The 19,598-nt window shown below is 67.2% G+C and carries 19 protein-coding genes and 2 tRNA genes; 10 read left to right on the top strand and 11 right to left on the bottom strand.

From position 1 onward, the window contains the following. Nucleotides 1-550: 550 nt before the first annotated feature. The 3 genes from aspS to FGM06_RS00215 all read left to right on the top strand — a co-directional run bounded on the left by aspS (nt 551) and on the right by FGM06_RS00215 (nt 3,057). A complete protein-coding gene (aspS, locus tag FGM06_RS00225) occupies nt 551-1,855 on the top strand; it encodes an aspartate--tRNA(Asn) ligase (protein ID WP_144796315.1) in 1,305 nt (434 codons plus the stop codon). A 166-nt stretch (nt 1,856-2,021) separates the two neighbouring features. Then, complete coding sequence (locus tag FGM06_RS00220; RefSeq protein WP_144796313.1) at nt 2,022-2,315, top strand: hypothetical protein; 294 nt, start codon at nt 2,022-2,024, stop codon at nt 2,313-2,315. Nucleotide 2,316: 1 nt separating this feature from the next. After that, entirely contained in the window at nt 2,317-3,057 is a 741-nt protein-coding gene (locus FGM06_RS00215; protein WP_144796311.1) for a DUF4382 domain-containing protein, read from the top strand. Between the two features lie 348 nt (nt 3,058-3,405). On the opposite strand, the gene FGM06_RS00210 is transcribed toward FGM06_RS00215, so the two are convergent. The 3 genes from FGM06_RS00210 to FGM06_RS00200 all read right to left on the bottom strand — a co-directional run bounded on the left by FGM06_RS00210 (nt 3,406) and on the right by FGM06_RS00200 (nt 5,608). Beyond that, nucleotides 3,406-4,083 (bottom strand): TVP38/TMEM64 family protein, encoded by a 678-nt coding sequence (locus FGM06_RS00210; protein WP_144796309.1) that lies wholly within the window; start codon nt 4,081-4,083, stop codon nt 3,406-3,408. Nucleotides 4,084-4,182: 99 nt separating this feature from the next. Then, on the bottom strand, nt 4,183-4,710 hold the full coding sequence (locus FGM06_RS00205; protein ID WP_144796307.1) for a hypothetical protein: 528 nt from the start codon (nt 4,708-4,710) through the stop codon (nt 4,183-4,185). Between the two features lie 70 nt (nt 4,711-4,780). Beyond that, a complete protein-coding gene (locus FGM06_RS00200; RefSeq protein ID WP_144796305.1) occupies nt 4,781-5,608 on the bottom strand; it encodes an NAD(+)/NADH kinase in 828 nt (275 codons plus the stop codon). A 121-nt stretch (nt 5,609-5,729) separates the two neighbouring features. Between FGM06_RS00200 and FGM06_RS00195 the strand changes: the two genes are divergently transcribed. After that, the gene (locus tag FGM06_RS00195; RefSeq protein WP_144796303.1) at nt 5,730-7,037 is read left to right on the top strand and encodes a KaiC domain-containing protein; all 1,308 of its coding nucleotides are present in this window, start codon (nt 5,730-5,732) and stop codon (nt 7,035-7,037) included. A gap of 147 nt (nt 7,038-7,184) precedes the next feature. Here the strand turns inward: FGM06_RS00195 and FGM06_RS00190 are convergent. Further along, nucleotides 7,185-7,255 (bottom strand) — tRNA-Gly (locus FGM06_RS00190). A gap of 339 nt (nt 7,256-7,594) precedes the next feature. On the opposite strand from FGM06_RS00190, the gene FGM06_RS00185 reads away from it, so the two are divergent. After that, nucleotides 7,595-8,032 (top strand): hypothetical protein, encoded by a 438-nt coding sequence (locus FGM06_RS00185; protein ID WP_144796301.1) that lies wholly within the window; start codon nt 7,595-7,597, stop codon nt 8,030-8,032. A gap of 199 nt (nt 8,033-8,231) precedes the next feature. Further along, the gene (locus FGM06_RS00180) at nt 8,232-8,807 is read left to right on the top strand and encodes a hypothetical protein (protein WP_144796299.1); all 576 of its coding nucleotides are present in this window, start codon (nt 8,232-8,234) and stop codon (nt 8,805-8,807) included. 96 nt (nt 8,808-8,903) lie between these two features. Here FGM06_RS00180 and FGM06_RS00175 read toward each other — a convergent pair whose 3' ends face one another. Beyond that, nucleotides 8,904-10,046 (bottom strand): tyrosine-type recombinase/integrase, encoded by a 1,143-nt coding sequence (locus tag FGM06_RS00175; RefSeq protein WP_144796297.1) that lies wholly within the window; start codon nt 10,044-10,046, stop codon nt 8,904-8,906. Between the two features lie 316 nt (nt 10,047-10,362). On the opposite strand from FGM06_RS00175, the gene FGM06_RS00165 reads away from it, so the two are divergent. Then, nucleotides 10,363-11,814: a M28 family metallopeptidase gene (locus tag FGM06_RS00165; protein ID WP_144796295.1), complete on the top strand. Its 1,452-nt coding sequence runs from the start codon at nt 10,363-10,365 to the stop codon at nt 11,812-11,814. Nucleotides 11,815-11,849: 35 nt separating this feature from the next. Here FGM06_RS00165 and nadE read toward each other — a convergent pair whose 3' ends face one another. Further along, a complete protein-coding gene (nadE, locus tag FGM06_RS00160; protein ID WP_144796293.1) occupies nt 11,850-12,803 on the bottom strand; it encodes an NAD(+) synthase in 954 nt (317 codons plus the stop codon). A 421-nt stretch (nt 12,804-13,224) separates the two neighbouring features. On the opposite strand from nadE, the gene FGM06_RS00155 reads away from it, so the two are divergent. Next, complete coding sequence (locus tag FGM06_RS00155; protein ID WP_144796291.1) at nt 13,225-13,773, top strand: Rrf2 family transcriptional regulator; 549 nt, start codon at nt 13,225-13,227, stop codon at nt 13,771-13,773. Here the strand turns inward: FGM06_RS00155 and truA are convergent. Both truA and FGM06_RS00145 read right to left on the bottom strand, forming a co-directional pair. After that, nucleotides 13,770-14,681 carry a tRNA pseudouridine(38-40) synthase TruA gene (truA, locus tag FGM06_RS00150; RefSeq protein WP_144796289.1) on the bottom strand — a complete coding sequence of 304 codons (912 nt, stop codon included), beginning with the start codon at nt 14,679-14,681 and terminating at the stop codon, nt 13,770-13,772. The two genes, FGM06_RS00155 and truA, sit on opposite strands and share 4 nt — an antisense overlap. Then, entirely contained in the window at nt 14,678-15,169 is a 492-nt protein-coding gene (locus FGM06_RS00145; RefSeq protein WP_144796287.1) for a universal stress protein, read from the bottom strand. The genes truA and FGM06_RS00145 overlap by 4 nt, the downstream gene beginning before the upstream one ends. A gap of 129 nt (nt 15,170-15,298) precedes the next feature. Between FGM06_RS00145 and FGM06_RS00140 the strand changes: the two genes are divergently transcribed. Together FGM06_RS00140 and FGM06_RS00135 are read left to right on the top strand one after the other, a co-directional pair. Further along, nucleotides 15,299-15,865 carry a peptidylprolyl isomerase gene (locus tag FGM06_RS00140; protein ID WP_144796285.1) on the top strand — a complete coding sequence of 189 codons (567 nt, stop codon included), beginning with the start codon at nt 15,299-15,301 and terminating at the stop codon, nt 15,863-15,865. A 329-nt stretch (nt 15,866-16,194) separates the two neighbouring features. Then, a complete protein-coding gene (locus tag FGM06_RS00135; protein WP_144796282.1) occupies nt 16,195-16,854 on the top strand; it encodes an HAD family hydrolase in 660 nt (219 codons plus the stop codon). 96 nt (nt 16,855-16,950) lie between these two features. On the opposite strand, the gene FGM06_RS00130 is transcribed toward FGM06_RS00135, so the two are convergent. The 3 genes from FGM06_RS00130 to FGM06_RS00120 all read right to left on the bottom strand — a co-directional run bounded on the left by FGM06_RS00130 (nt 16,951) and on the right by FGM06_RS00120 (nt 19,412). Then, the gene (locus FGM06_RS00130) at nt 16,951-17,898 is read right to left on the bottom strand and encodes a D-2-hydroxyacid dehydrogenase (RefSeq protein WP_144796280.1); all 948 of its coding nucleotides are present in this window, start codon (nt 17,896-17,898) and stop codon (nt 16,951-16,953) included. A gap of 112 nt (nt 17,899-18,010) precedes the next feature. Further along, a complete protein-coding gene (locus FGM06_RS00125; protein WP_144796278.1) occupies nt 18,011-19,207 on the bottom strand; it encodes a cystathionine gamma-synthase in 1,197 nt (398 codons plus the stop codon). Between the two features lie 94 nt (nt 19,208-19,301). Beyond that, nucleotides 19,302-19,412, bottom strand: a tRNA-Glu gene (locus FGM06_RS00120). Nucleotides 19,413-19,598 lie beyond the last annotated feature (186 nt).

Genomic DNA, 19,598 nt, shown 5'->3' with positions numbered 1-19,598 from the left:
GAATCCCTCGCCGCGAATCGAACGCGGTGCGACCTCGAACGCCGGGCTCCGTTCCTCGGCGCCCGCGGGAGCGGGCGGCGGGGCGGCCTCGGCGCTCGCGAGGGTGACACGGTCGCGTCCGGCGGTTCCGCGGTCGATACGGCGGCGGCTGGAGAGAACGGGGTGCGGTCCGTCCCGCGGGGGAACCCTCCCCAGCCGACGCGCGTTACGCGGTCGGCCGGACGGACCGTGTGTCCGGAGTCCCGTAGCCGTTCCAGCCGAGGAGCGCGCCGCTGGCGATGGCGGCGGACGCCGAGGCGACGGAACGGAAGCGGGTCATACGTGGACTCCGCGGCGCGAGTGCGCCGTTGATAGGCGAATCCGTCGGACGGATATTAAATCTGTGGCGAGATTGTGCCTCGGTAGCACACGTCGGAATCCGACTGCGGCGCCGACCGCGCGACCGCCGCGAATCCGCGGCGAGACCGCCGCGCGCGACGGGTTCCGTCGACGGCGAGACGACAGGCCTATGGCGAACGCCCGACCAGACCCACGTAACGCAGCCACCGTCATGATCGAGCGAATCCACACGTCGGACGTCGAACCGGACGCGGACGAGGTCGCCATCGCCGGCCACGTCCACGAGATCCGCGACCTGGGAGGCCTCGTCTTCCTCATCGTGCGCGACCGCGAGGGGCTCATCCAGATCGTCTTCAAGGAGGAGCGGGAGCCGGAGCTGTTCGAGGCCGTGCAGGACGTCGGTGCCGAGGACGTGGTCCGCGTCGTCGGCGAGCCGCTTGAGAGCGACCAGGCGCCCGGCGGCGTCGAGATCGCGCCGACCGAGTACGAGGTCATCGACGAGGCCGACTCCCCGCTCCCGCTGGAGATCTCGAAGGACATCGAGGTCGACCTCTCGACCCGGCTCGACAACCGCGCGCTCGACCTCCGGAAGCCGGAGACGCTCGCCGTCTTCACCCTCCGTTCGAAGCTGATGACCGCGATGGAGGAGTGGTTCGACGACGAGGGGTTCGTCGACATCAAAACGCCGCTCATCTCGAAGGGCGGCGCCGAGGGCGGCGCGGAGCTGTTCCCGATCCTCTACTACAATAAGGACGCGTTCCTCTCGCAGAGCCCGCAGCTGTACAAGCAGATGCTGATGGCCTCGGGCTACGAGGCCGTCTACGAGACGGGCACCGCGTTCCGCGCCGAGGACTTCGCGACCTCCCGGCACGTCTCCGAGATCGCGATGTTCGACGTGGAGCTTGCGTACATCGACGACCACGACGACGTGATGGACGTGCAAGAGGAGTCGCTGCGGTACGCGCTCCGCGCGGCCGCCGAGAACGCCGAGCGCGAGCTCGACCTCCTCGACGTCGACCTCGACGTGCCCGAGGACGACTTCCCGCGGATCACCTTCGACGAGGCGCTCGACATCCTCGAGCGCGAGTACGGCCACTTCCCGGACGACCCGACCGACCTCGACACGAAGGGCGAGAAGCTGCTGGGCGAGCACTTCGAGGAGCAGGGGCATCCCGCGTTCTTCGTCGTCGGCTACCCCGACGAGAAGTTCTACTACATGCAGGACGTCGAGGGCGACGAGATCGCCTCGCGGAAGTTCGACCTCATCTACAAGGGCCAGGAGCTCTCCTCGGGCGGGCAGCGCGAACACGACGTCGACCGCATGGTCGAGGTCATGGAAGAGGAGGGCGTCGAGACGGCGAACTTCGAGTTCTACATCGAGGCGCTCAGCTTCGGTACCCCGCCCCACGGCGGCTACGGGCTCGGCATCGACCGCCTCGTCCAGAAGGTCGCCGACCTCGACAACATCAAGGAGGCGATCATGTTCCCGCGCGACCCGAACCGGCTGGAGCCGTAGCCGGATCGCCCCGGCCGTCTGACGCGCTGTTTTATAAGTAGGTCCGAATAGAGACGGAATCCGTTCTTCGGCCCGCCTTCGGACGATTAAACCGAGTTAAATCGGGGGCAAATGGGCTGAACGGCTTGTGCCATTAAAGGGGGTAGCGCCCCGAGAGGAAACCGTCATGAACGCGATCCGAACGACCTTGATCGTGGCGCTGGCCACGGTGGTACTGATCGGGACCGGCGCGGCCGGCGGTGCCGTCGCGGCGACGTCCGGTCCGGACGACCCGGCGGGCGACGCGGGACCGCCGAGCGACCTGCCGGATCAGGTGCCGGACTTCGTCGGTGACGTCCTGAGCAGCGTGAACGACTTCCTCTCGGGCGGCGTCGACGACCTCGGTGACACGGTGAGCGACGTCGCCGGCAACGGTGACGACGCCGGGTCCGGCGACGGCGACGACTCGGGGGGCGCGTAACGTGACGGACCGCACGCCCGAGGCCGACGCGTCCGAGACCGATTCGGTCTCCCGCCGGACCTACTTGCAGGCGACCGGCGCCGCCGCGCTCGGGGTCGCCGGGGTCGCCGGCTGCGTCGGCCGCGCGACCGGAACCCTCGCGACGCGGGTGACCGACCAGCCGGCCGACATCGGCGACTTCGAATCGCTCGTGGTCACCATACAGGGGATCTGGCTCGGACCCGAGGGCGCCGAGAGCGGCGCGGACGGGAACGAGACGGACGACGACGGCGGGGACGACGAGAACGCGACCGACGGGGACGACGCCGACGGCAACGAGACCGACGGCGATGGCGGAGACGACGAGAGCGACGAACCCGCCGGCCGTGAGTACCTCGAGTTCGACGAGCCGCAGGAAGCGGACCTCGTCCAGTTGCAGAACGGGGAGACGCAGCTGATCGACGAGCGCGAGCTGTCGGTCGGCACGTACCGGTTCCTCCAGCTCGACGTCTCGAACGTCGACGGCACGCTGGAGGGCGGCGACGAGGCCGACGTCGACCTGCCCGGGAACGCGCCGCTGACGTTCAACGAGGAGTTCGACGTCCGCGAGAACACCCGGACCAGCTTCACGGCCGACTTCGCGCCGGTCCGGCGCGGAAACGGCTCGTACCTCCTGCGTCCGGTTCCGCGCGGGATCGAGGTCTCCTACGAGGAGTCCGACGGGAGCGGGGACGACGCGAACGGGACCGAAGACGACTCGTGAGGACGGACGGCGTGTCACCCATCGACCCCCGTTGAAGCCGTCTCGGATCGGCGCCGTCGGGGCGCCGCCGCGGCTTCGGGGTTAGGGCTGGGACGGTCCCGGGATCCGGGGTCATGGGAATGCACGTCCGCACCGGCTATCGGAGAGGCACACGAGCCGCCTCGACCGTCCGGAGGCACCGCGCCTCCGGTCGATCGGCGCGTTCCGCCCGCAGTCGCGGTTCTGATCGGGACCGCGCGATAGCGACGACCGCCCGCCGCGGCGTCTACCCCGCGGCCGGGACGGCACACGCCCTGCCGCGATCCGCCGGCGACCGCAGTCGAATCCCGCGGTCGCCCGCCGAGGCGGTCACGCAGTCGTAGCGGGTTCTTCTCGGACGAGCGTTCGATACAGCGGCCCGGCGAGCAGCAGCGCTCCCGTGCCGGCCATCGCGACCAGCACGGTCGGATCGACCGCGGAGAGGTCGCCGGCCGCGAGCCGGTCCAGCGAGACGCCGACGGCGACGCCGACGATCACCCAGGGGAGTTCGCCGACCGCGGTCCCGAGGAGGAACGGCCGCGGGCGGATCCCCGCGGCCCCCGCCCCGACCGAGACCGCGTCGGATGGGAGCGGAAGCAGGCGAGTGGCCGCCACGGCTCGGAGACCTCCGGCCGCGGTCGCCAGTCGCTCGCCCGCGTCGCAGAGCCGGTCCGCGGTCCGGGAGGCCCCGCGGACGCGGACCCGTCCCGCCCGCGCGAGTCGGTAGGGGACGACGGCGGTCGCCACCAACAGGGCGACGCCGAGCGGGACGCCGACCCAGCCGTACCCGAACCCGACGGCAACGGCGAGCAGCGTCGTCGGCCACGCCAACAGCGGCCTGACGGCGGTCAGCGCGAGGAGCGCGACGCCGAACCGGACCGGGTCGTCCGCGAGCAACGCGAGTCGCGCGACGGCGGCCTCGGGCGACGCGATCCAGGCGACCGCAGCCGCGCCCGCGATCGCGACGCCCGCGACGAGGTATCCGAACAGCGCGAACCGGCGGTTCACGGCCGACGGTTCGCTCCGCGGTATAAACGCTTTGTGGGCCGGCCTCGCACCTCGCGGCGTCGCCGGCGTCCGCGGCCGACCGCTTCGCCCCTCGCGGCTTCACTCCTCGGCGAACGCCCGCCGGAACTCCTCCGGGAGGTGCTCCCGCTGCCACTCCCCGACGGCCTCTTCGCCGAGGACGCTCGCCCAGAGCGCGAGGAGCCCGGCGCCGAAGGCGACGCCCGGAACGGTCAGTGCCGCCGCGTCGAGGAACAGCCCCGGCTGGAAGACCAGGAACCCGATCCGGTCGCGGACCGCGTCCCAGGCCGGGCCGAAAACGCTCCACCGAAACGCGAACGGAACCAGCGTCACTGTCGCGATCGGGTAGGCGAGGGCGTCGGTCACCGGCCCCCCCTTGCCGCGCACGAAGGCCGCGGCGTAGAACCCCCAACAGGCGAGCGACGCGAAGGCGGACGCGACCCGGCGCGGTCCCGCGGGCTCGCCGTGGTCGAGCGCGCCGAGGCCGAAGAGGAGGACCGCGGCGCCGACGTAGCCGACCAGGCAGGCGACCGCGCCTCCCACGAGCACGCCGGCGTGCTCGGTGCGGGACTGCCCGGCGAACGGCACCAGTCCGAGAGGGACCTCCATCGAGCGCGGATGCGACGGGCGGCCGGTTGAAGCTTTCGCGTCGGGGGCGGTCGCGGAGCGACCCCGCCGCTCAGGAGAGCTTCCCCAGCGCCTCGAAGAAGTCCGACGGAGGGCCGGCGATCCGCATCGGCGGCGTCGTCCGCTCGACGGTCACCTCGACCGGCGCCTCCAGCGTCGTCACGTTCCGCCCGTCGCTGACGACGGTCGCCTCGTCGACGCCCTCGACCGCGACCGTGACCGCGGCGTCGACGTCGACGACGAGCGGCGGCATCCCCGACTCGGCGGCCATCTCGTTCACGATGAGCCCGCTCACGCCCGGGCCGACGAGCGGGCCGCGCTCGGAGAGGTTGTACGCCGTCGAGCCGGTCGGGGTCGCGACGAGGACGCCGTCGGCGTGGCCGCCCGCGTAGCGGCTCCCGTCGACGCGGACCTCGTAGTCGATGCCGGCCCCCGGACCGCGGCGGCCGCTCTGGATCACGATCTCGTTCGCCGCCGGCACCGACGTCCAGTCGCCCGCGCGCGCCGCGAGCCGCGGCGCCTCTCGGACGTCCAGCTCGCCGCGGCCGAACGCGTCGACCTCGGCGAGCACGGCCGCTTCTGCGTCCGCCGGGGGAACCGCGTTGAGGAACCCCACCTCGCCGAGGTTGACGCCGACGATGGGCGTGTCGCCGGCGTTGCGCGCGACGAAGAGGAACGTCCCGTCGCCGCCGACCGCGACGGCGAGGTCCGCGTCGACGAGGGCGTCGACCGAGCGCCCGCGGTCGCCCTCGCCGAGCGCGTCGGCCGTCTCCGCGTCGAGCCAGACGGACCCCCCGGCGGCGACGACCGCGTCGCGCAGCTCGGCCGCGAGGCTCGCCGCGCGCTCGCTCCCCTTCCGCGCCACGATGCCGACCTCCATGCGCCACCGATTCTCCCCGCCGGACAAAAGGATGCGGACTTCGGCTCCCGGTTCCGGAAAGTTTCAAGCCGGCCGCCCGCGTTGCCCGAGACATGTCGACCCCCCACGGCCGACTGGAACAATGAGCGAGGAGGACGACTGGTTCGAGCGCGCGTTACGCGACCTCGACGAGGAGTCCGACGGCTCGACCGACGGCGAATCCGCCGACGCGAGGGCCGACAACGGCGAGGGCGTGGGTGACGGTCCCGGGAACGACAGGGCTTCCGACCGCGGGGGAGAGGAAGACGATCCGTTCGGTGGGGTCCGCGACGGAACTGACGAAACCGGCCAGACGGACGGAACGGGCGGACCGGCGCCCGAGGACGGAGACGACGGCGCCGAGAGCGATCCGTTCGGCGCGGGGTCGTTCGGCGCGGGGTCGTTCGGCGACGACGATCCGTTCGGCGGAAGGGGATCCGGTGAGACGGACTCGTCCGGTGAACCGACCGGTGGCGACTTCGGTGGTGGCGATTTCGGCGGTAGCGACTTCGACGGCGGCTCCGACGGCTCCGACGGGGGCCCTTTCGGCGGCGGGTCGTTCGGCGAGGACGATCCGTTCGGCGGGTATCGCAACCGCGCTCAGGGCGGGTCCGACGACCTCGGGTCAGACGACTTCGGGTTCGGCGACTTCGGCGGCGGTGGAGACGGGACCGAGCCCGGATTCGACGTCGACCCGGACGAGTTCGAGTCGTCGATCGAGCGCACCGACGTCGGCATCGAAGGGCTCGACGAGATGATCCTCGGCGGCGTCCCGAGTCGCTCCCTGCTCTCCGTTATCGGCGGGGCGGGGACGGGGAAGACGACGTTCGCGCTCCAGTTCCTCAACGAGGCGCTCGAGTCCGACCGGAAGGGGATCTACATCACGCTGGAACAGACGCGCGAGTCGATCTTCTCGACCGCCGAGGAGAAGGGGTGGTCGTTCCGCGAGCACGCCGACGAGGACCGGCTCGCCGTGGTCGCCATCGACCCCATCGAGATGGCGAACTCGCTCGCGTCGATCCGGAACGACCTCGTCCGGCTCATCGCCGAGTTCGACGCCGACCGGCTGGTGCTCGACTCCGTCTCCCTGCTGGAGATGATGTACGATCACCCCGCGAAGCGGCGCTCGGAGGTGTTCGGGTTCACTCGGTCGCTGAAGGAGGCCGGCGTGACGACGCTGCTGACCTCGGAGGCGAACCAGGAGACGCCGTACGCCTCCCGACACGGGATCGTCGAGTACCTCACCGACGCGGTGTTCGTACTCCAGTACGTCCGCGGCTCCGACTTCCGCGAGACCCGGCTCGCCGTCGAGATCCAGAAGATCCGCGACGCGAACCACTCCCGGGAGACGAAGCCGTACGAGATCACCGACACCGGGATCTCCGTCTACGGCCAGGCGAACATCTTCTGACGGGCGGGTTCGGTCGGGACACGACTGATAGGGTTCAATTCCTCGGCACACCTGCGGCTCACGAGCCTGTTCGCCGCAGGAATGCGCCGTCCGGGAGTCACGCGAGCGGAGCGAGCGTGACAACGGACGGTGCACGACCGAAGGGAGTGCACCGTCCGGGAATCGAACCCGGGCTATTAGCTTGGGAAGCTAATGTCCTACCACTGGACCAACGGTGCTTACAATCGGCAACAAGTTCCGGATGTTGCCCCTGTTTGATCTCGCATTTGGCTAAAACGTATCCTCTGGTATAAACTCATTCATTGTGCTACCACGAGGGGCAGTACAGTATCTCAAGGAAACACAACATCTGTTCCGCTCAAAGAATTGTTATAAGCGGTCAGATCTGTTGAAATCCTATTCTTCCGATTCAAAACAGGATGAAACAGCTGGTCGCTAAAGAGTGCTTATTGAACCCGGTCATAGAGTACCTGCTCGTTTTGGGTACTATCTATATCTCTAATTTCCCGCGACCTTCTCGGTGAAAATCTTATACAACCAGAGAATCCCCATGGTGTATGGACTCACGGCTAGAATCGCTTCTTCTCGGGAAGTCGTTGAACCTATCACTTCGGTATCTCGGATACTCAGTCATTCTCATGGCCTTGTTCTTCGGCCAGCTCTATCTTACTGGGAATTTCGAGATCGGAAACTCATTTGGTTTGCTTATGAGCCCGCTTGGAGTCACGGTATCAGCGATTATTCTGGCAGGGATACACACATATCGCAACGACGGAATACTCGTGAGTATCGCCGTCGCCGTGATCGTCATAAGCGGCTTTGCCCTGTATAGTGTCATCTCGCTTAATCACCCTCAACCTGACTATGGACTTTTAACCGGCGTGGGGGGAGCAATGTTGTATGGCGTCCCAATAGGGATTGTATCATCTACTGTTGCGTTTGCTTTACGGCGATTTTCCCCGAGCCAATCCCCTGTAGTATCTGAGAAGAAATAGAAGTATAAGCACTCCTCCACTAAGTAAACCCCCGAAATCTTCAGTAGTTCACCTGTACTGAACGATCTACAGTAAATATTTCCAGGGTTGCGAGACTGAATCAACCGCGAGATCGCGCTTGCGAATTTAGCAATGGCTTCCGATAACATAGGCATATCTCCTACGAACACTTTTCACTACAACGACCATACATATAATCATGGATAGAAATAGAATTAGAGTGTTAGCTGGACTTGTCGGCGTCTTCGGACTTGTCATTCAGTCCGTACCGGATATTATTCTCGGTCGGGGGATTGACCGTGGATTTGAGGGCGCAATCCCGATGATAGGGAGTGTCGGGCAGACCGTGACAGTCTACAATGACATGGGCAGAATCGTTGGGCCGTTGGTGACGCTCGCTATGGCAGTCGGTCTCGGCTTGTACGTTGCCCGACGAGTCGATCTCTCTACGGAGTATCGGCGGGTCGGTGGGGCAATCGCTATCGGGAGTACAATCGGCGTCCTCGTCGCCGCCGTTCCGATACTACTCCAAATGTCGGGCATAACGTCGATGAATCTCATTACCGGCATCATATTAGTCGCAACCGTCGTCAGGATGCTCGTTGAAGTGGCACTTCTCATCACAATCGGCGCTATTGCTGGAGGCGCAATCGTCACGTTCCGGACGGATGAGGAGCGACCGGTCACACCGACCGGTGCGGATGATTCTCTATCAACCTCCCCGTCTGGATCTACACAGGAGGACTCACGCCCTGAATCTCAGCCTGCTCACTAATCACCGACCGTTATCTACCTGAGCTGTATTGAGCAATCCGTGACTCTCTTGCGCTGAAGGATCGAGAGTACAGAAAACTATCGTTTTGATTTGTTATTACCACTTTGAGTCAGCCAGTTTACCACGTTCCTCTGATCCCGAGTGAACATATCGCTCTGTTGTCTCAATTTGTTTGTGACGTAGCTGCTCTTTCGCGTTGTGAATACCCTCCTCGTTTGCCCAAAGAGTTGCAACTCCCCGCCGGATTGAGTACCAAGTGAGATCCCGATTCCGCGGCTCAATGTTTGCCCGCTCAATGAGTTTATTTAGCAGACTGTTCAGTGACCCAGAGCTGTAGGGATTCCCGTATTTGGTGAGCCAGATCGCATCGCTATCGTCGTATTTTTTCAGAGCATCACGCTCGTCCATCCAGTTACTCAGGGCGCGTGTTGCCTCACTTGACAGCACGACTTCCCACATTGAATCTCCCTTACTCGATTCCTTGGAGGGGATCACGAGTTCTTGATCGCGGAGGTTGATCCACTCTGTGTTCGACCGCTTGACCTCAATGGGTCGGAGTCCCGTGTCACAGCAGACTGCGATAATTGACGGGTACTTCCAAGAACCGGCTTCTTTGAAATCCTCCGGACCAATCTCGTCAACTTTCACCCCATTCCGATCTGCAAGGTGATGGGACAGCCGTTCGCGCTCAATCGGGGTCAGTGACTTGTTGTTATAACTGCGAAAATCAGAGATTTCCAGCGCCGCTTCATACAGTCGACCGAGTTCGTACTTTTTGAAGTAGCTATGACTCATTGAAGAGCCACCCTTGCTGTTCAGGTATCCAGGGTCCCACTCGTAATCGCGGCCTTTTGCGCGATTGAAATATTTGAACAGTCGCTTGATCGCCTTCTGGTACTTTGCTACCTCTGACTCGGGCTTTGTCGTTCGTGCATTGAGTAGTTTGATGAGGTCGTCGGCGTCATCAGGAGTGAAATCTGTCGTGATTCCATCTTTCTCCCATTTCCAGCGGTATGCGTGCTCAATGCGATAGTGTGTCTGCCGAACCGTCTCTATCGCATATCCATCTCCCTTATCTGGAGCTTTGCCAGTCCGGAGTAACCACTTGAGGAGGTCGATTTTGAACCCCTTGTAGTTCTCTCGGTGTAGTGGAGGATATTCTTCAAGATCTTCCACAGTTGACTCTGCGACTGGTGAGACAGGCAATTCTACATCGTCGTCGTCGATCGTGTCGAACATGGCTGATTCATGTAGAAGCCGGAGGGGGGGGGGATGGCAAACCGCAGTACGGCGTGGGGATTGCCGGATTAGTGTTAGACCAGTATATTACTGGTCTATTTTCACTACCAAATTCGGAGGAAAGTGGGTATACCGCGCGTCTTAGCTCCCAACGCACCAGTACCCGATTGAACCGACGGGCTATTAGGTTGGGAAGCTAATGTCCTACCACTGGACCAACGGTGCTCGGTCAGATTTACCTGATGACCGCACTTGAACGTAGCGTTTCCGGTGCCGGGAGCCATACCCTTAACAGGCTACCGGAGCAGTCTGCGACATGCACTCGCAGCCGACCGAAACCGACGTATCTGCCGATCCGGAGGCCGTCGAGCGCGTCCGCGAGCGACGCGACGCGCTCGCGCCGGCGCTCGGCCGGACGTGGACGGACGACGAGCCGTGGCGCTTCCTCACCGACCTCACCGCGATCGGGAGCCGCATGGCCGGCAGCGACGGGGAGCGCCGGGCGGCCGGGATCGTCGCTGAGGCGTTCGAGCGCGCGGGACTCGCCGACGTCGACACCGAGCCGTTCGAGCTCGACGCTTGGGAGCGCGGGAGCGCGGCGCTCCGGGTTCGGGTCCCCGACCGAGGCGGTGTGGGGACCGCCCGCGAGTTCGAGTCGATCGCGCTCCCCTACTCGCCCGCCGGGGAGGTCGCAGGCGAACTCGTCGACGTCGGGTACGGCACCCCCGCCGAGATCGACGAGCGAGACGTCGAGGGGCGGATCGCCGTCGCCTCGACGACGACCCCGGACGGGCGGTTCGTCCACCGGATGGAGAAGTTCGGCTACGCGATCGACGCCGGCGCGGTCGGCTTCGTCTTCGTCAACCACCTCGACGGCCAGCTCCCGCCGACCGGCTCGCTGACGTTCGGCGACGAGGCCGACGCGGTCGCCGTCGGCGTCTCCAAGGAGACCGGCGCGTGGCTCCGCGAGTACGCGGCCGGTGGGGGCGGTGCTGGCGGCGTCGGCGGAACGCGCGGCGCGGGAGACGCCGCGGCCGAGGCCGAGATCGCGGTCGAGGCGACGACCGCCCCCGGCGAGAGCCGGAACGTCGTCGGCCGCGCGGGCCCCGACACCGACGAGCGGCTCCTGCTGCTCGCCCACTACGACGGCCACGACATCGCGGAGGGGGCGCTCGACAACGGCTGCGGGATCGCGACCGTCGCGACCGCGGCGGGGATCCTAACCGAGGCGGACCTCCCGATCGGCGTCGACGTCGTCGCCGTCGGCGCCGAGGAAGTGGGTCTGCTCGGCGCGGAGCACCTGGCCGAGACGGTCGACCTCGACCGGATCCGCGGCGTCGTCAACGTCGACGGCGCGGGGCGATTCCGCGACCTCGTCGCGCTCGCGCACGCCTCGGACGCCGCCGCGTCGGTCGCGGAGTCGGTGTCGACGGCGACCCGGCAGCCGATCGCGGTGGACGCGGAGCCGCACCCGTTCTCCGACCAGTGGCCGTTCGTCCGCCGCGGAGTGCCGGCGCTCCAGCTCCACAGCGACTCCGGCGACCGCGGTCGGGGGTGGGGCCACACGCGCGCCGACACGCGGGACAAGGTCGACGACCGCAACGTCCGGGAGCACGCGATTCTGACGGCCCTGCTCGTCTGCGAGTTCGCGGCCCCCGAGCGCGACGTGCCCCGGCTCGACCGCGACGCCCTCGTCGCCGAGTTCCGCGACGCCGACTTCGAGACGGGGATGCGCGCGGCCGACCTCTGGCCCGACGACTGGGAGTAGCGCGACTCGACCCGACCGTGGCGGGGAGCCGAGCGCTATCGCCCGCGACCGGTCGGCACGCTCGGCGCCGTGCGCTTGTGGGCCGTGGCGCGGTGTCGCGCGAGCAGGTCGGCGACGGTCGCCTCGTCGACGTCGACACCGGCGTCCTCGCCCTCCGACAGCCGGTCCGCGACCGCCGCGGCGTCGAGGCCGCGGTCGGCGCCGAGTCGGAGCACCCGGTCGATGACCTCGTACGGGGCGCCGAGGTCGTCGGCGTCGCGCTGGCCGGGGAGGAACCCCGCGGTCGGCGGCTTCTCGACGACGAACTCGGGGACGTCGAGTTCGGCCGCGAGCGCGCGGACCTCGGTCTTGTACAGGTGTCCGATCGGATGCACGTCCGCGCCCCCGTCGCCGTGTTTCGTGAAGTAACCGAGCAGCAGCTCGCTCCGGTTGGCCGTGCCGCAGACGAGTCTATCCGTCGCGTTCGCGGCGAGGTACGCGAGCGTCATCCGGAGCCGGGCGACGGCGTTGCCGGACAGGACCGGTTCGTCGTGGAGGTCGAATTCGTCGGGCGCGACCGCGCCGAGCTGCGCGAACAGTGAGTGGAGGTGGACGGTGTCGTGGTCGATCCCGAGCGCGTCCGCGAGCGCCTCCGCGTCGCGGGCGTGGTGCGCGCCGACCTTGTTACAGGGGAGTATCAGGCCGTACACGCGGTCGGCGCCGAGCGCCTCGACGGCGAGCGCCGCCGTCACCGTGGAGTCGAGCCCGCCGCTCATGTTGACGACAACCCCCTCCGCGCCGGCGGCCGAAACCGAGGACTCGACGAACGAGCGAACGCGCTCGCGCTCGTCACCGGGGTCGCGGAGTCCGAGGTCGCGGTCGGCGAGACCGCCGTCGGAGGACGTTCCGTCGGTCGTTCCGCCCTCGTCGCGTGCTCTCGACGGGACCGCGCTCGCGCCCCGCTCCTCGAGCGAATCGCCTTCGAAGGCCGGGGATCCGCGCTCGCTCATCCGCCGGCACTCCGGTCGGTCGCTCGGGTCGTCGCTCGGCGACTCCACCGTACGGTGCGGTCGGGTTCCGCGGCTCGGTGACGACGTGGCCGCAGTCGGTCGTCGGTTCGACGGTCCATGATCACCCGCCGCTTCCAAACGAACGGGTAAATACTCACGGTGTAGATTGTATAAGGTATTACGCTTTCTTTCCCATATACGTCATAATTCTGGATTTAGACTGGGCAGATACATATTTATAACCCGGAATACCGCACACATACGTTACCGATCCTCTCGATCTCTATCAAGATACGTATTCATATATTTTTGCCGCCAGATACAAGACGTTCATTAGATTATGGGCTAATAATTTACTGTAACAAGAATATAAGGTGCGTAGAAGAAAACATTTATCAATCTATGTTTGCTGCTTTTGGTCATGTCGACGATACGGCTCACGTCGAGTCAGAAACGCGTGTTGACCGCGCTCGTAAACCTCGCGGAGAACGCCGATCGGCCGGTGTCCGGGAGCGAGATCGCCGAGTCCATCGACCGCAACGCGGGCACGGTCCGGAATCGGATGCAGAGCCTCCGGGACCTCCGGTTGGTCGAAGGTGTCCCGGGTCCCAACGGCGGCTACGTCCCCACCGACGGCGCCTACGAGACCCTCGGCGTCGAGCGGATGGACGACGCCGAAACCACGCCGGTCGCCGTCGACGGCGAGCCGGTAGAGGGGGTGAACGTCGAGGAGATCGACCTCTCCAGCGTCGCCAACCCCGAGCTCTGCCGCGCGGAGCTCGTGATCCGCGGCCCGGTCGGCTCCTTCGAGGCCGGCGACCGGGTCACCGTCGGTCCGACGCCGGCCGCCGGGCTCCGGCTCTCGGGGACCGTCGACGCCACGCACGTCGACGGCAACACCCTCCTGCTGCGCGTCGACGGGATGGAGACCCCGGCAGCCGACGCGGCCGAAGTGAGCGCGGCCGACTAAGCGGCGTCGTCGCGTCGTCCGGAGGGCTCGCCCGGGTCCCCCGACGCGACCCGGTCCCGAATCGCCCCCGTCGCCGCCGCGACGTGGCGGGCCGTTCGGTACCGCTCCCCGAAGGCGACGCGCGCGCTCTCGGCGGCCTCCCGGTCGACGTCGAAGGCGACCCCGTCGTACGCGACGTCCCACAGCACCAGGGGCTCGGGCGGTGCGGGACCGACCCCGATCTCGCCGGGGACCGGCTCTGAGGCGAGCAATCGGTCGATCCGCGACGGCTCACTGTGTCCTCGGCCGACCGCTCGGACCGCGGCGACGAGCCGCCGGACGAGCGCGCGCGGGAAGCCGTCGGCGGCGACCTCGATCACGAGCAGATCGCCGTCCCGCGTCGCGGTCGCGGTCAGGTCCCGGACGGTTCCCGCGTCGTCGCTCGTCAGGTTGTGGAAATCGTGTCGCCCCGAGAGACGGTCGAGGGCGTCGCGGACGCGGTCGTCCGTCACGGCGTGGGTCGGGTCCGCCGACGCGGTTCCCGACTCGGGCGCGTAGAGGTGATACCGGTACGTTCGCCTGACCGCGTCGTGAGTCGCGTGGAACCCGTCCGGGACGTCGGCGGCCGCCCAGACCCGCACCGATCCGGGGAGGTGGCCGTTGAACGCCCGCGGCGTGAGCCACGCCGGCGCCTCGAACGCGACCGTCTGCGCGACGGCGGAGACCCCGGCGTCGGTGCGTCCCGCCGCGGCGTACCCCGGCGGCGTCGCGTGCGTCGGCCCGTCGCCGCGGTCGAGGATCCCGTGTTCGGCGAGCGCTCGGAGGAGCGTCCCCTCGACGGTCGTCGCGTGGGGCTGACGCTGGAAGCCGGCGTACTCGCGGCCGTCGTACGCGACCCGGAACGCGCGGGTCGTCGCGGCGGCGGTCACGTCCCGTCGGCGGTCTGCCCGTCGTCGGCGCTCGCGGCCGCTTCGTCCACTTCGTCGTCGGGGTCGGCCATCGGCACGGTGACGACGGGAACGGGCGAGACCCGGACCACCTTCTCGGTGACGCTCCCCAGGAGGACTCGCCGGAGGCCGCTGCGGGTGTGACTCGGCATCACGACGATGTCGGCGCCCGTGTCCGCGATGGCGTTCTCGATGACGTCAACCGGCTCCCCCTGCCGGAGGGAGCCGACGACGTCGACGCCGGCGGCCTCCAGCTCCGCGGTCACCGACTCGACGCGCTCCTGCGCCGCGGATTCGACGCGCTCGGCGAAGGCGCCGGCGTGCGGTCCGCGAAGCGTCCGAGCGAGCGTGTCGACCGCGCTCACGACGTGGACGGTCGCGTCGTAGCGCTCGGCGAGGCTGGCCGCGTGCGGGACCGCGTCGTTCGCCTCGCCGCCGGGCGCGACGGGGAGGAGGATGTCGTCGTACATACGCGACACTGCTCGGGCCGGGTGCAAAACGATACCGGCCAGATCGGCGTTCGGAAGACGACTCCCCCGGCGGCGCCTGCGACGACGCGGATGGGTAGGGTTTTCCGACACGCGTCCCTCCACGGCGACATGGCACGAGAGGTTTCCAACCCCGACAACCCGCAGGTGACGCTCCACACGAACCACGGCGACGTCGTCGTCGAGCTGTTCGCCGACCGCGCCCCGAAGACGGTCGAGAACTTCCTCGGACTGGCGCGACACGACCCCGCCGCGGACGCCGACCCCGCGCGCGACACCAACACGTGGGCGGACCCCGACTCGGGCGAGGTCCGCGGCGACTCGCTGTACGAGGGGAACGTCTTCCACCGCGTCATTGAGGACTTCATGATTCAGGGCGGCGACCCGCAGGAGAACGGCCGCGGCGGCCCCGGCTACCAGTTCGACGACGAGTTCCACGACGACCTCACCCACGACGGCCCGGGGATCCTCTCGATGGCGAACTCCGGCCCGAACACCAACGGCTCGCAGTTCTTCATCACGCTGGACGCGACCCCGCACCTCGACGGCAAGCACGCCGTCTTCGGGCAGGTCATCGACGGGATGGACGTCGTCGAGGAGATCGGCGCCGTGCCGACCGACCGCCGCGACGAGCCCCGTGACACGGTCGAGATCGAGCAGGTCACCGTCGACGAGTAGACCGGCGACCCGCGGCGTCGTCCGGCGTTATCAGTGGTCGGTCCGGCGACGCCCCCTTCCGCCCAGCCGCGACGGATCGCGCGGCTCCCTGCGTTAGTCGCACCCGAGAGCCGCTCTGTGGCACACGCAGTCGAGCGACCGGGCCCGATCCTCGACGCGGACACAGGCGACGTTCCGGATACGGAGTCAGTGACGGGGACCGTTGATCCCTTCCCCGGTCCGCCTCGCTCGTGAGGACCCGTCTGTTCACCGCGGTAATTCCGGCTCCGGTGGGAGCGTACACCCGGTTTGCCGAAAGAACTAATTCCGCGTTGACGGAAATGGGGCGAGTGTCGCTCTACGATGCTGTTCTGTTCGACAGTGACGGAATACTAGTTGAGCCGCCGGCGTACGAAACGAAAGTGGAGGCCACGCGGGCCGCCTTCGCGGAGGTAGGCGTCACAGACCCCCCTCGAGAGCAGATCGACGACATTGTCACCGGCACGACGAGGGAGAGAGTTCGCGAGATCTGTGCCACTCACGGTATCGACGTGGAGCCGTTTTGGCACGCGCGTGAGCGACTCGACGAGCGGTCGCAGTTCGAGAAGTTCGAGACGGGATGTCGGACCGGATACGACGACGTCACGTGTATCTCGTCCGTTTCGCAGAGATGTGGCGTCGTGAGTAACAACCACCACAGCACGATCGAGTTCGTGCTCGATTTCTTCGGCTTCGAGTGGATGTTCGACACCTATTACGGACGCGAGATGACGGTCGAGAGTCTCGACCTGAAGAAACCAAACACGCATTACCTCGACCGAGCGCGCACGGAACTCGACGCCGAGTCCGTCCTCTACGTCGGCGACAGCGAGAGCGATGTGCTCGCTGCCCGTCGGGCGGGCATGGATTCGGTGTTCGTCCGTCGAGCGCACTGTGAGGACGTGACCCTCTCCGTAACCCCGACCTACGAGACACGCGATCTACGCGGTGTGACGGACATCGTGGGGTGAGCTATCGCCGGGAGAGACCCCGCGTCAACTGACCCGACCAGACTCCGCGCCTCGTCGGCGCGCTTTACGCTGACCTGGGCGCGCTCCCGCGCGCGGTCACACCACCCGATTCTCAAGCTCCTCGCCGCCCTCGAGCCGATCGAGGTTTCCGGCGAGGATGTCGGCGACGCGGTCGTAGTAGTACGGGGTGTGACCCGCGTTGTGCGGAGTGATCGTGACGTTGCCCAGCCCCCACAGGGGGTGATCCTCGGGGAGCGGCTCGGGGTCGGTCACGTCGAGCGCGGCCCCGCGGATCCGGCTGTTTCGGAGCGAGGAGACGAGCGCGTCGGTGTCGACGATAGGGCCGCGCGCGATGTTGATCAGGACGGCGTCGGAGCGCATCGTCTTCAGCGCCTCCTCGTCGACGAGCCCCCGCGTCGTCTCGGTGAGCGGGCACGCGAGCACCACGTACTCCGCGTCGGCGATCGCCTCGTGGAACTCGTCGAAGCCGTACACCGCGTCGGCCGGCCCGCCCTTCTCCGGGGAGTAGCGGACGCCGACGGTGTCGACCTCGAACGACGCCAGCCGGTCGAGCACCGTCTGCCCGATGGCGCCGAGCCCGACGACGGCGACCGTCGAGCCGTACACCTCGGTCGTCTCGTAGGTGCGCCACTCCCGCTCCGCCTTCTGTCGGTGCGCGCGCGGCCACTGTCGGGCGTGAGTGATCATCGACCCGACGACGTACTCGGCGATGTTCGGGCCGTGGACGCCCGAGGCGTTCGTCACGGCGACGCCGCGGTCCGCAAGCGCGTCGCGCGGCAGGTGCCCGGTTCCGGCGAACACGCAGGCGAACAGCTCGAGCTCCTCGGCGGCGGCCAGCAGCTCCTCGTCGATGTGGAGCCCCACGGCGGCGCGGGCGTTCGCGATCAGCTCGCGCTCCTCCGCCGGCGTCCGCGCCAGCGCGATCTCGCGGTCGGGGAGTCGCTCGCGGAGCGACGCGACGAGGTCCGACGCGTCGGATCCGTGGATCGTCTGTCGCAGCACGAGGACGTCTGGATCGCTCATGGCGACGCCACTCGGCGCGACCCTTATAAAGGGTGCCCGTGCGGCGAAGGGTGCCGGATTCGGCGCGGGGAGCGGCGGCCGACGCGAGACGGACCCGACGGCTCGCCCTCGCTCACTCCAGCGCCGCGTCGAACGCGGCCTGCAGGTCGGCCTTCATGTCGTCGACGTGTTCGAGACCGACTGAGACGCGGATGAGCCCGTCCGTGAGCCCGGCCGCGAGGCGCTCCTCGCGCGGGATCGCGGCGTGGGTCATCGCGGCCGGCTGTTCGATGAGGCTCTCGACGCCGCCGAGCGACTCCGCGAGCGTGAACACCTCGGTCTCGCTCACGACGGTCGACGCCTGGTCGAGCGTCCCGTCGAACTCGAAGGAGAGCATGCCGCCGAAGGCGTCCATCTGCTCGGCCGCGAGCTCGTGGTCCGGGTGGCTCTCCAGCCCCGGGTAGTAGACGCGGCTCACGTCGTCGTGGGACTCCAGCCACTCGGCGAGCGCCATGGCGTTCTCGCAGTGGCGGTCCATCCGCACCGGGAGCGTCTTCGTCCCGCGGAGGACGAGGAAGGAGTCGAACGGGCCCGGAGTCGCGCCCACCGAGTTCTGGTAGAAGCCGAGCCGCTCGTCGAGCCCCTCGTCGTCGACGATCAGCGCGCCGCCGATCGTGTCGGAGTGGCCGCCGAGGTACTTCGTGAGCGACTGGCAGACGACGTCCGCGCCGTGTTCGAGCGGGCGTTGGAGGTACGGCGTCGCGAACGTGTTGTCGACCGCGCAGAGCGCGTCGTTGGCGTGGGCGATCTCCGCGAGCGCGCCGATGTCGTTGACGTTCATCAGGGGGTTCGTCGGCGTCTCCACCCACACCAGCTCCGTCTCCTCGCGCACCGCGTCCCTGACCGCGTCGTGGTCGGTGGTGTCGACGAACGTCGTGTCGACGTCGTACTCGTCGTACACCTGCGTGAGGATGCGGTGGGTGCCGCCGTACACGTCGTCGCCGGCGACGACGTGGTCGCCCGCGGACAGCAGGTTCAACACGGTGTTGATCGCCCCCATCCCCGAGGAGAAACAGCGCGCGTGGCTCCCCGACTCCAGCGACGCGAGGTTCGCCTCCAGGTCGGTCCGGGTCGGGTTTCCGGTCCGGCTGTACTCGTAGCCGCGGTGGTCGCCCGGCGCGTCCTGCTTATAGGTGGAGTTCGCGTGGATCGGCGTCATCAGCGCGCCGGTCTCGGGATCGGGCTCCTGTCCCGCGTGGATCGCGCGGGTCTCGAAGCGAGAACGGTCGCCGTCGCGTACCGTCGCGTCGTCGTCGGACTGCTCGGTCATACCGGAGCGTCGTCGGCGAGCGCCGTGATTCTTCCCCTTCGGAGGCGGGGACGAGACGACGGCACCGCTGCTCGCTGTGTGGGTTCGCGAGAAGTGCTCGGTCAGGGATTTGAACCCTGGTCGTCGGCTGACTTCCGAACCGGCGCACCGTCGCGCCGCATCCGTCGAAAGGCCAACATGATTGGCCGGACTACACCAACCGAGCGCAATTTCCGCTTGTGCCGCATCCGATTTAACTCTTCTCAACTCCCGTCACCGTGGGACGGCGCGGCAGGGATCCGGTCGCCGGATTCGGCCGCGTCGAAGCCGAGAAAACCTGGCGAGCGAGAGCGTCCCTAAAGAAATATATAGGCCTATATAAATCAGGCTGTTGCCGCGTCTTACGCTTTTC

This window comes from Halorubrum depositum, from assembly GCF_007671725.1.
Classification (GTDB): domain Archaea; phylum Halobacteriota; class Halobacteria; order Halobacteriales; family Haloferacaceae; genus Halorubrum; species Halorubrum depositum.
This window is presented reverse-complemented; position numbering and strand designations above follow the sequence as displayed.

Bases quoted from the DNA above. Each gene is read 5' to 3' on its own strand.
- aspS (WP_144796315.1), top strand. From the start codon at position 551: ATGATCGAGCGAATCCACACGTCGGACGTCGAACCGGACGCGGACGAG.
- FGM06_RS00220 (WP_144796313.1), top strand. From the start codon at position 2,022: ATGAACGCGATCCGAACGACCTTGATCGTGGCGCTGGCCACGGTGGTA.
- FGM06_RS00205 (WP_144796307.1), bottom strand. From the start codon at position 4,710: ATGGAGGTCCCTCTCGGACTGGTGCCGTTCGCCGGGCAGTCCCGCACC.
- FGM06_RS00200 (WP_144796305.1), bottom strand. From the start codon at position 5,608: ATGGAGGTCGGCATCGTGGCGCGGAAGGGGAGCGAGCGCGCGGCGAGC.
- FGM06_RS00195 (WP_144796303.1), top strand. From the start codon at position 5,730: ATGAGCGAGGAGGACGACTGGTTCGAGCGCGCGTTACGCGACCTCGAC.
- FGM06_RS00185 (WP_144796301.1), top strand. From the start codon at position 7,595: ATGGACTCACGGCTAGAATCGCTTCTTCTCGGGAAGTCGTTGAACCTA.
- FGM06_RS00180 (WP_144796299.1), top strand. From the start codon at position 8,232: ATGGATAGAAATAGAATTAGAGTGTTAGCTGGACTTGTCGGCGTCTTC.
- FGM06_RS00175 (WP_144796297.1), bottom strand. From the start codon at position 10,046: ATGTTCGACACGATCGACGACGACGATGTAGAATTGCCTGTCTCACCA.
- FGM06_RS00165 (WP_144796295.1), top strand. From the start codon at position 10,363: ATGCACTCGCAGCCGACCGAAACCGACGTATCTGCCGATCCGGAGGCC.
- nadE (WP_144796293.1), bottom strand. From the start codon at position 12,803: ATGAGCGAGCGCGGATCCCCGGCCTTCGAAGGCGATTCGCTCGAGGAG.
- FGM06_RS00155 (WP_144796291.1), top strand. From the start codon at position 13,225: ATGTCGACGATACGGCTCACGTCGAGTCAGAAACGCGTGTTGACCGCG.
- FGM06_RS00145 (WP_144796287.1), bottom strand. From the start codon at position 15,169: ATGTACGACGACATCCTCCTCCCCGTCGCGCCCGGCGGCGAGGCGAAC.
- FGM06_RS00140 (WP_144796285.1), top strand. From the start codon at position 15,299: ATGGCACGAGAGGTTTCCAACCCCGACAACCCGCAGGTGACGCTCCAC.
- FGM06_RS00130 (WP_144796280.1), bottom strand. From the start codon at position 17,898: ATGAGCGATCCAGACGTCCTCGTGCTGCGACAGACGATCCACGGATCC.
- FGM06_RS00125 (WP_144796278.1), bottom strand. From the start codon at position 19,207: ATGACCGAGCAGTCCGACGACGACGCGACGGTACGCGACGGCGACCGT.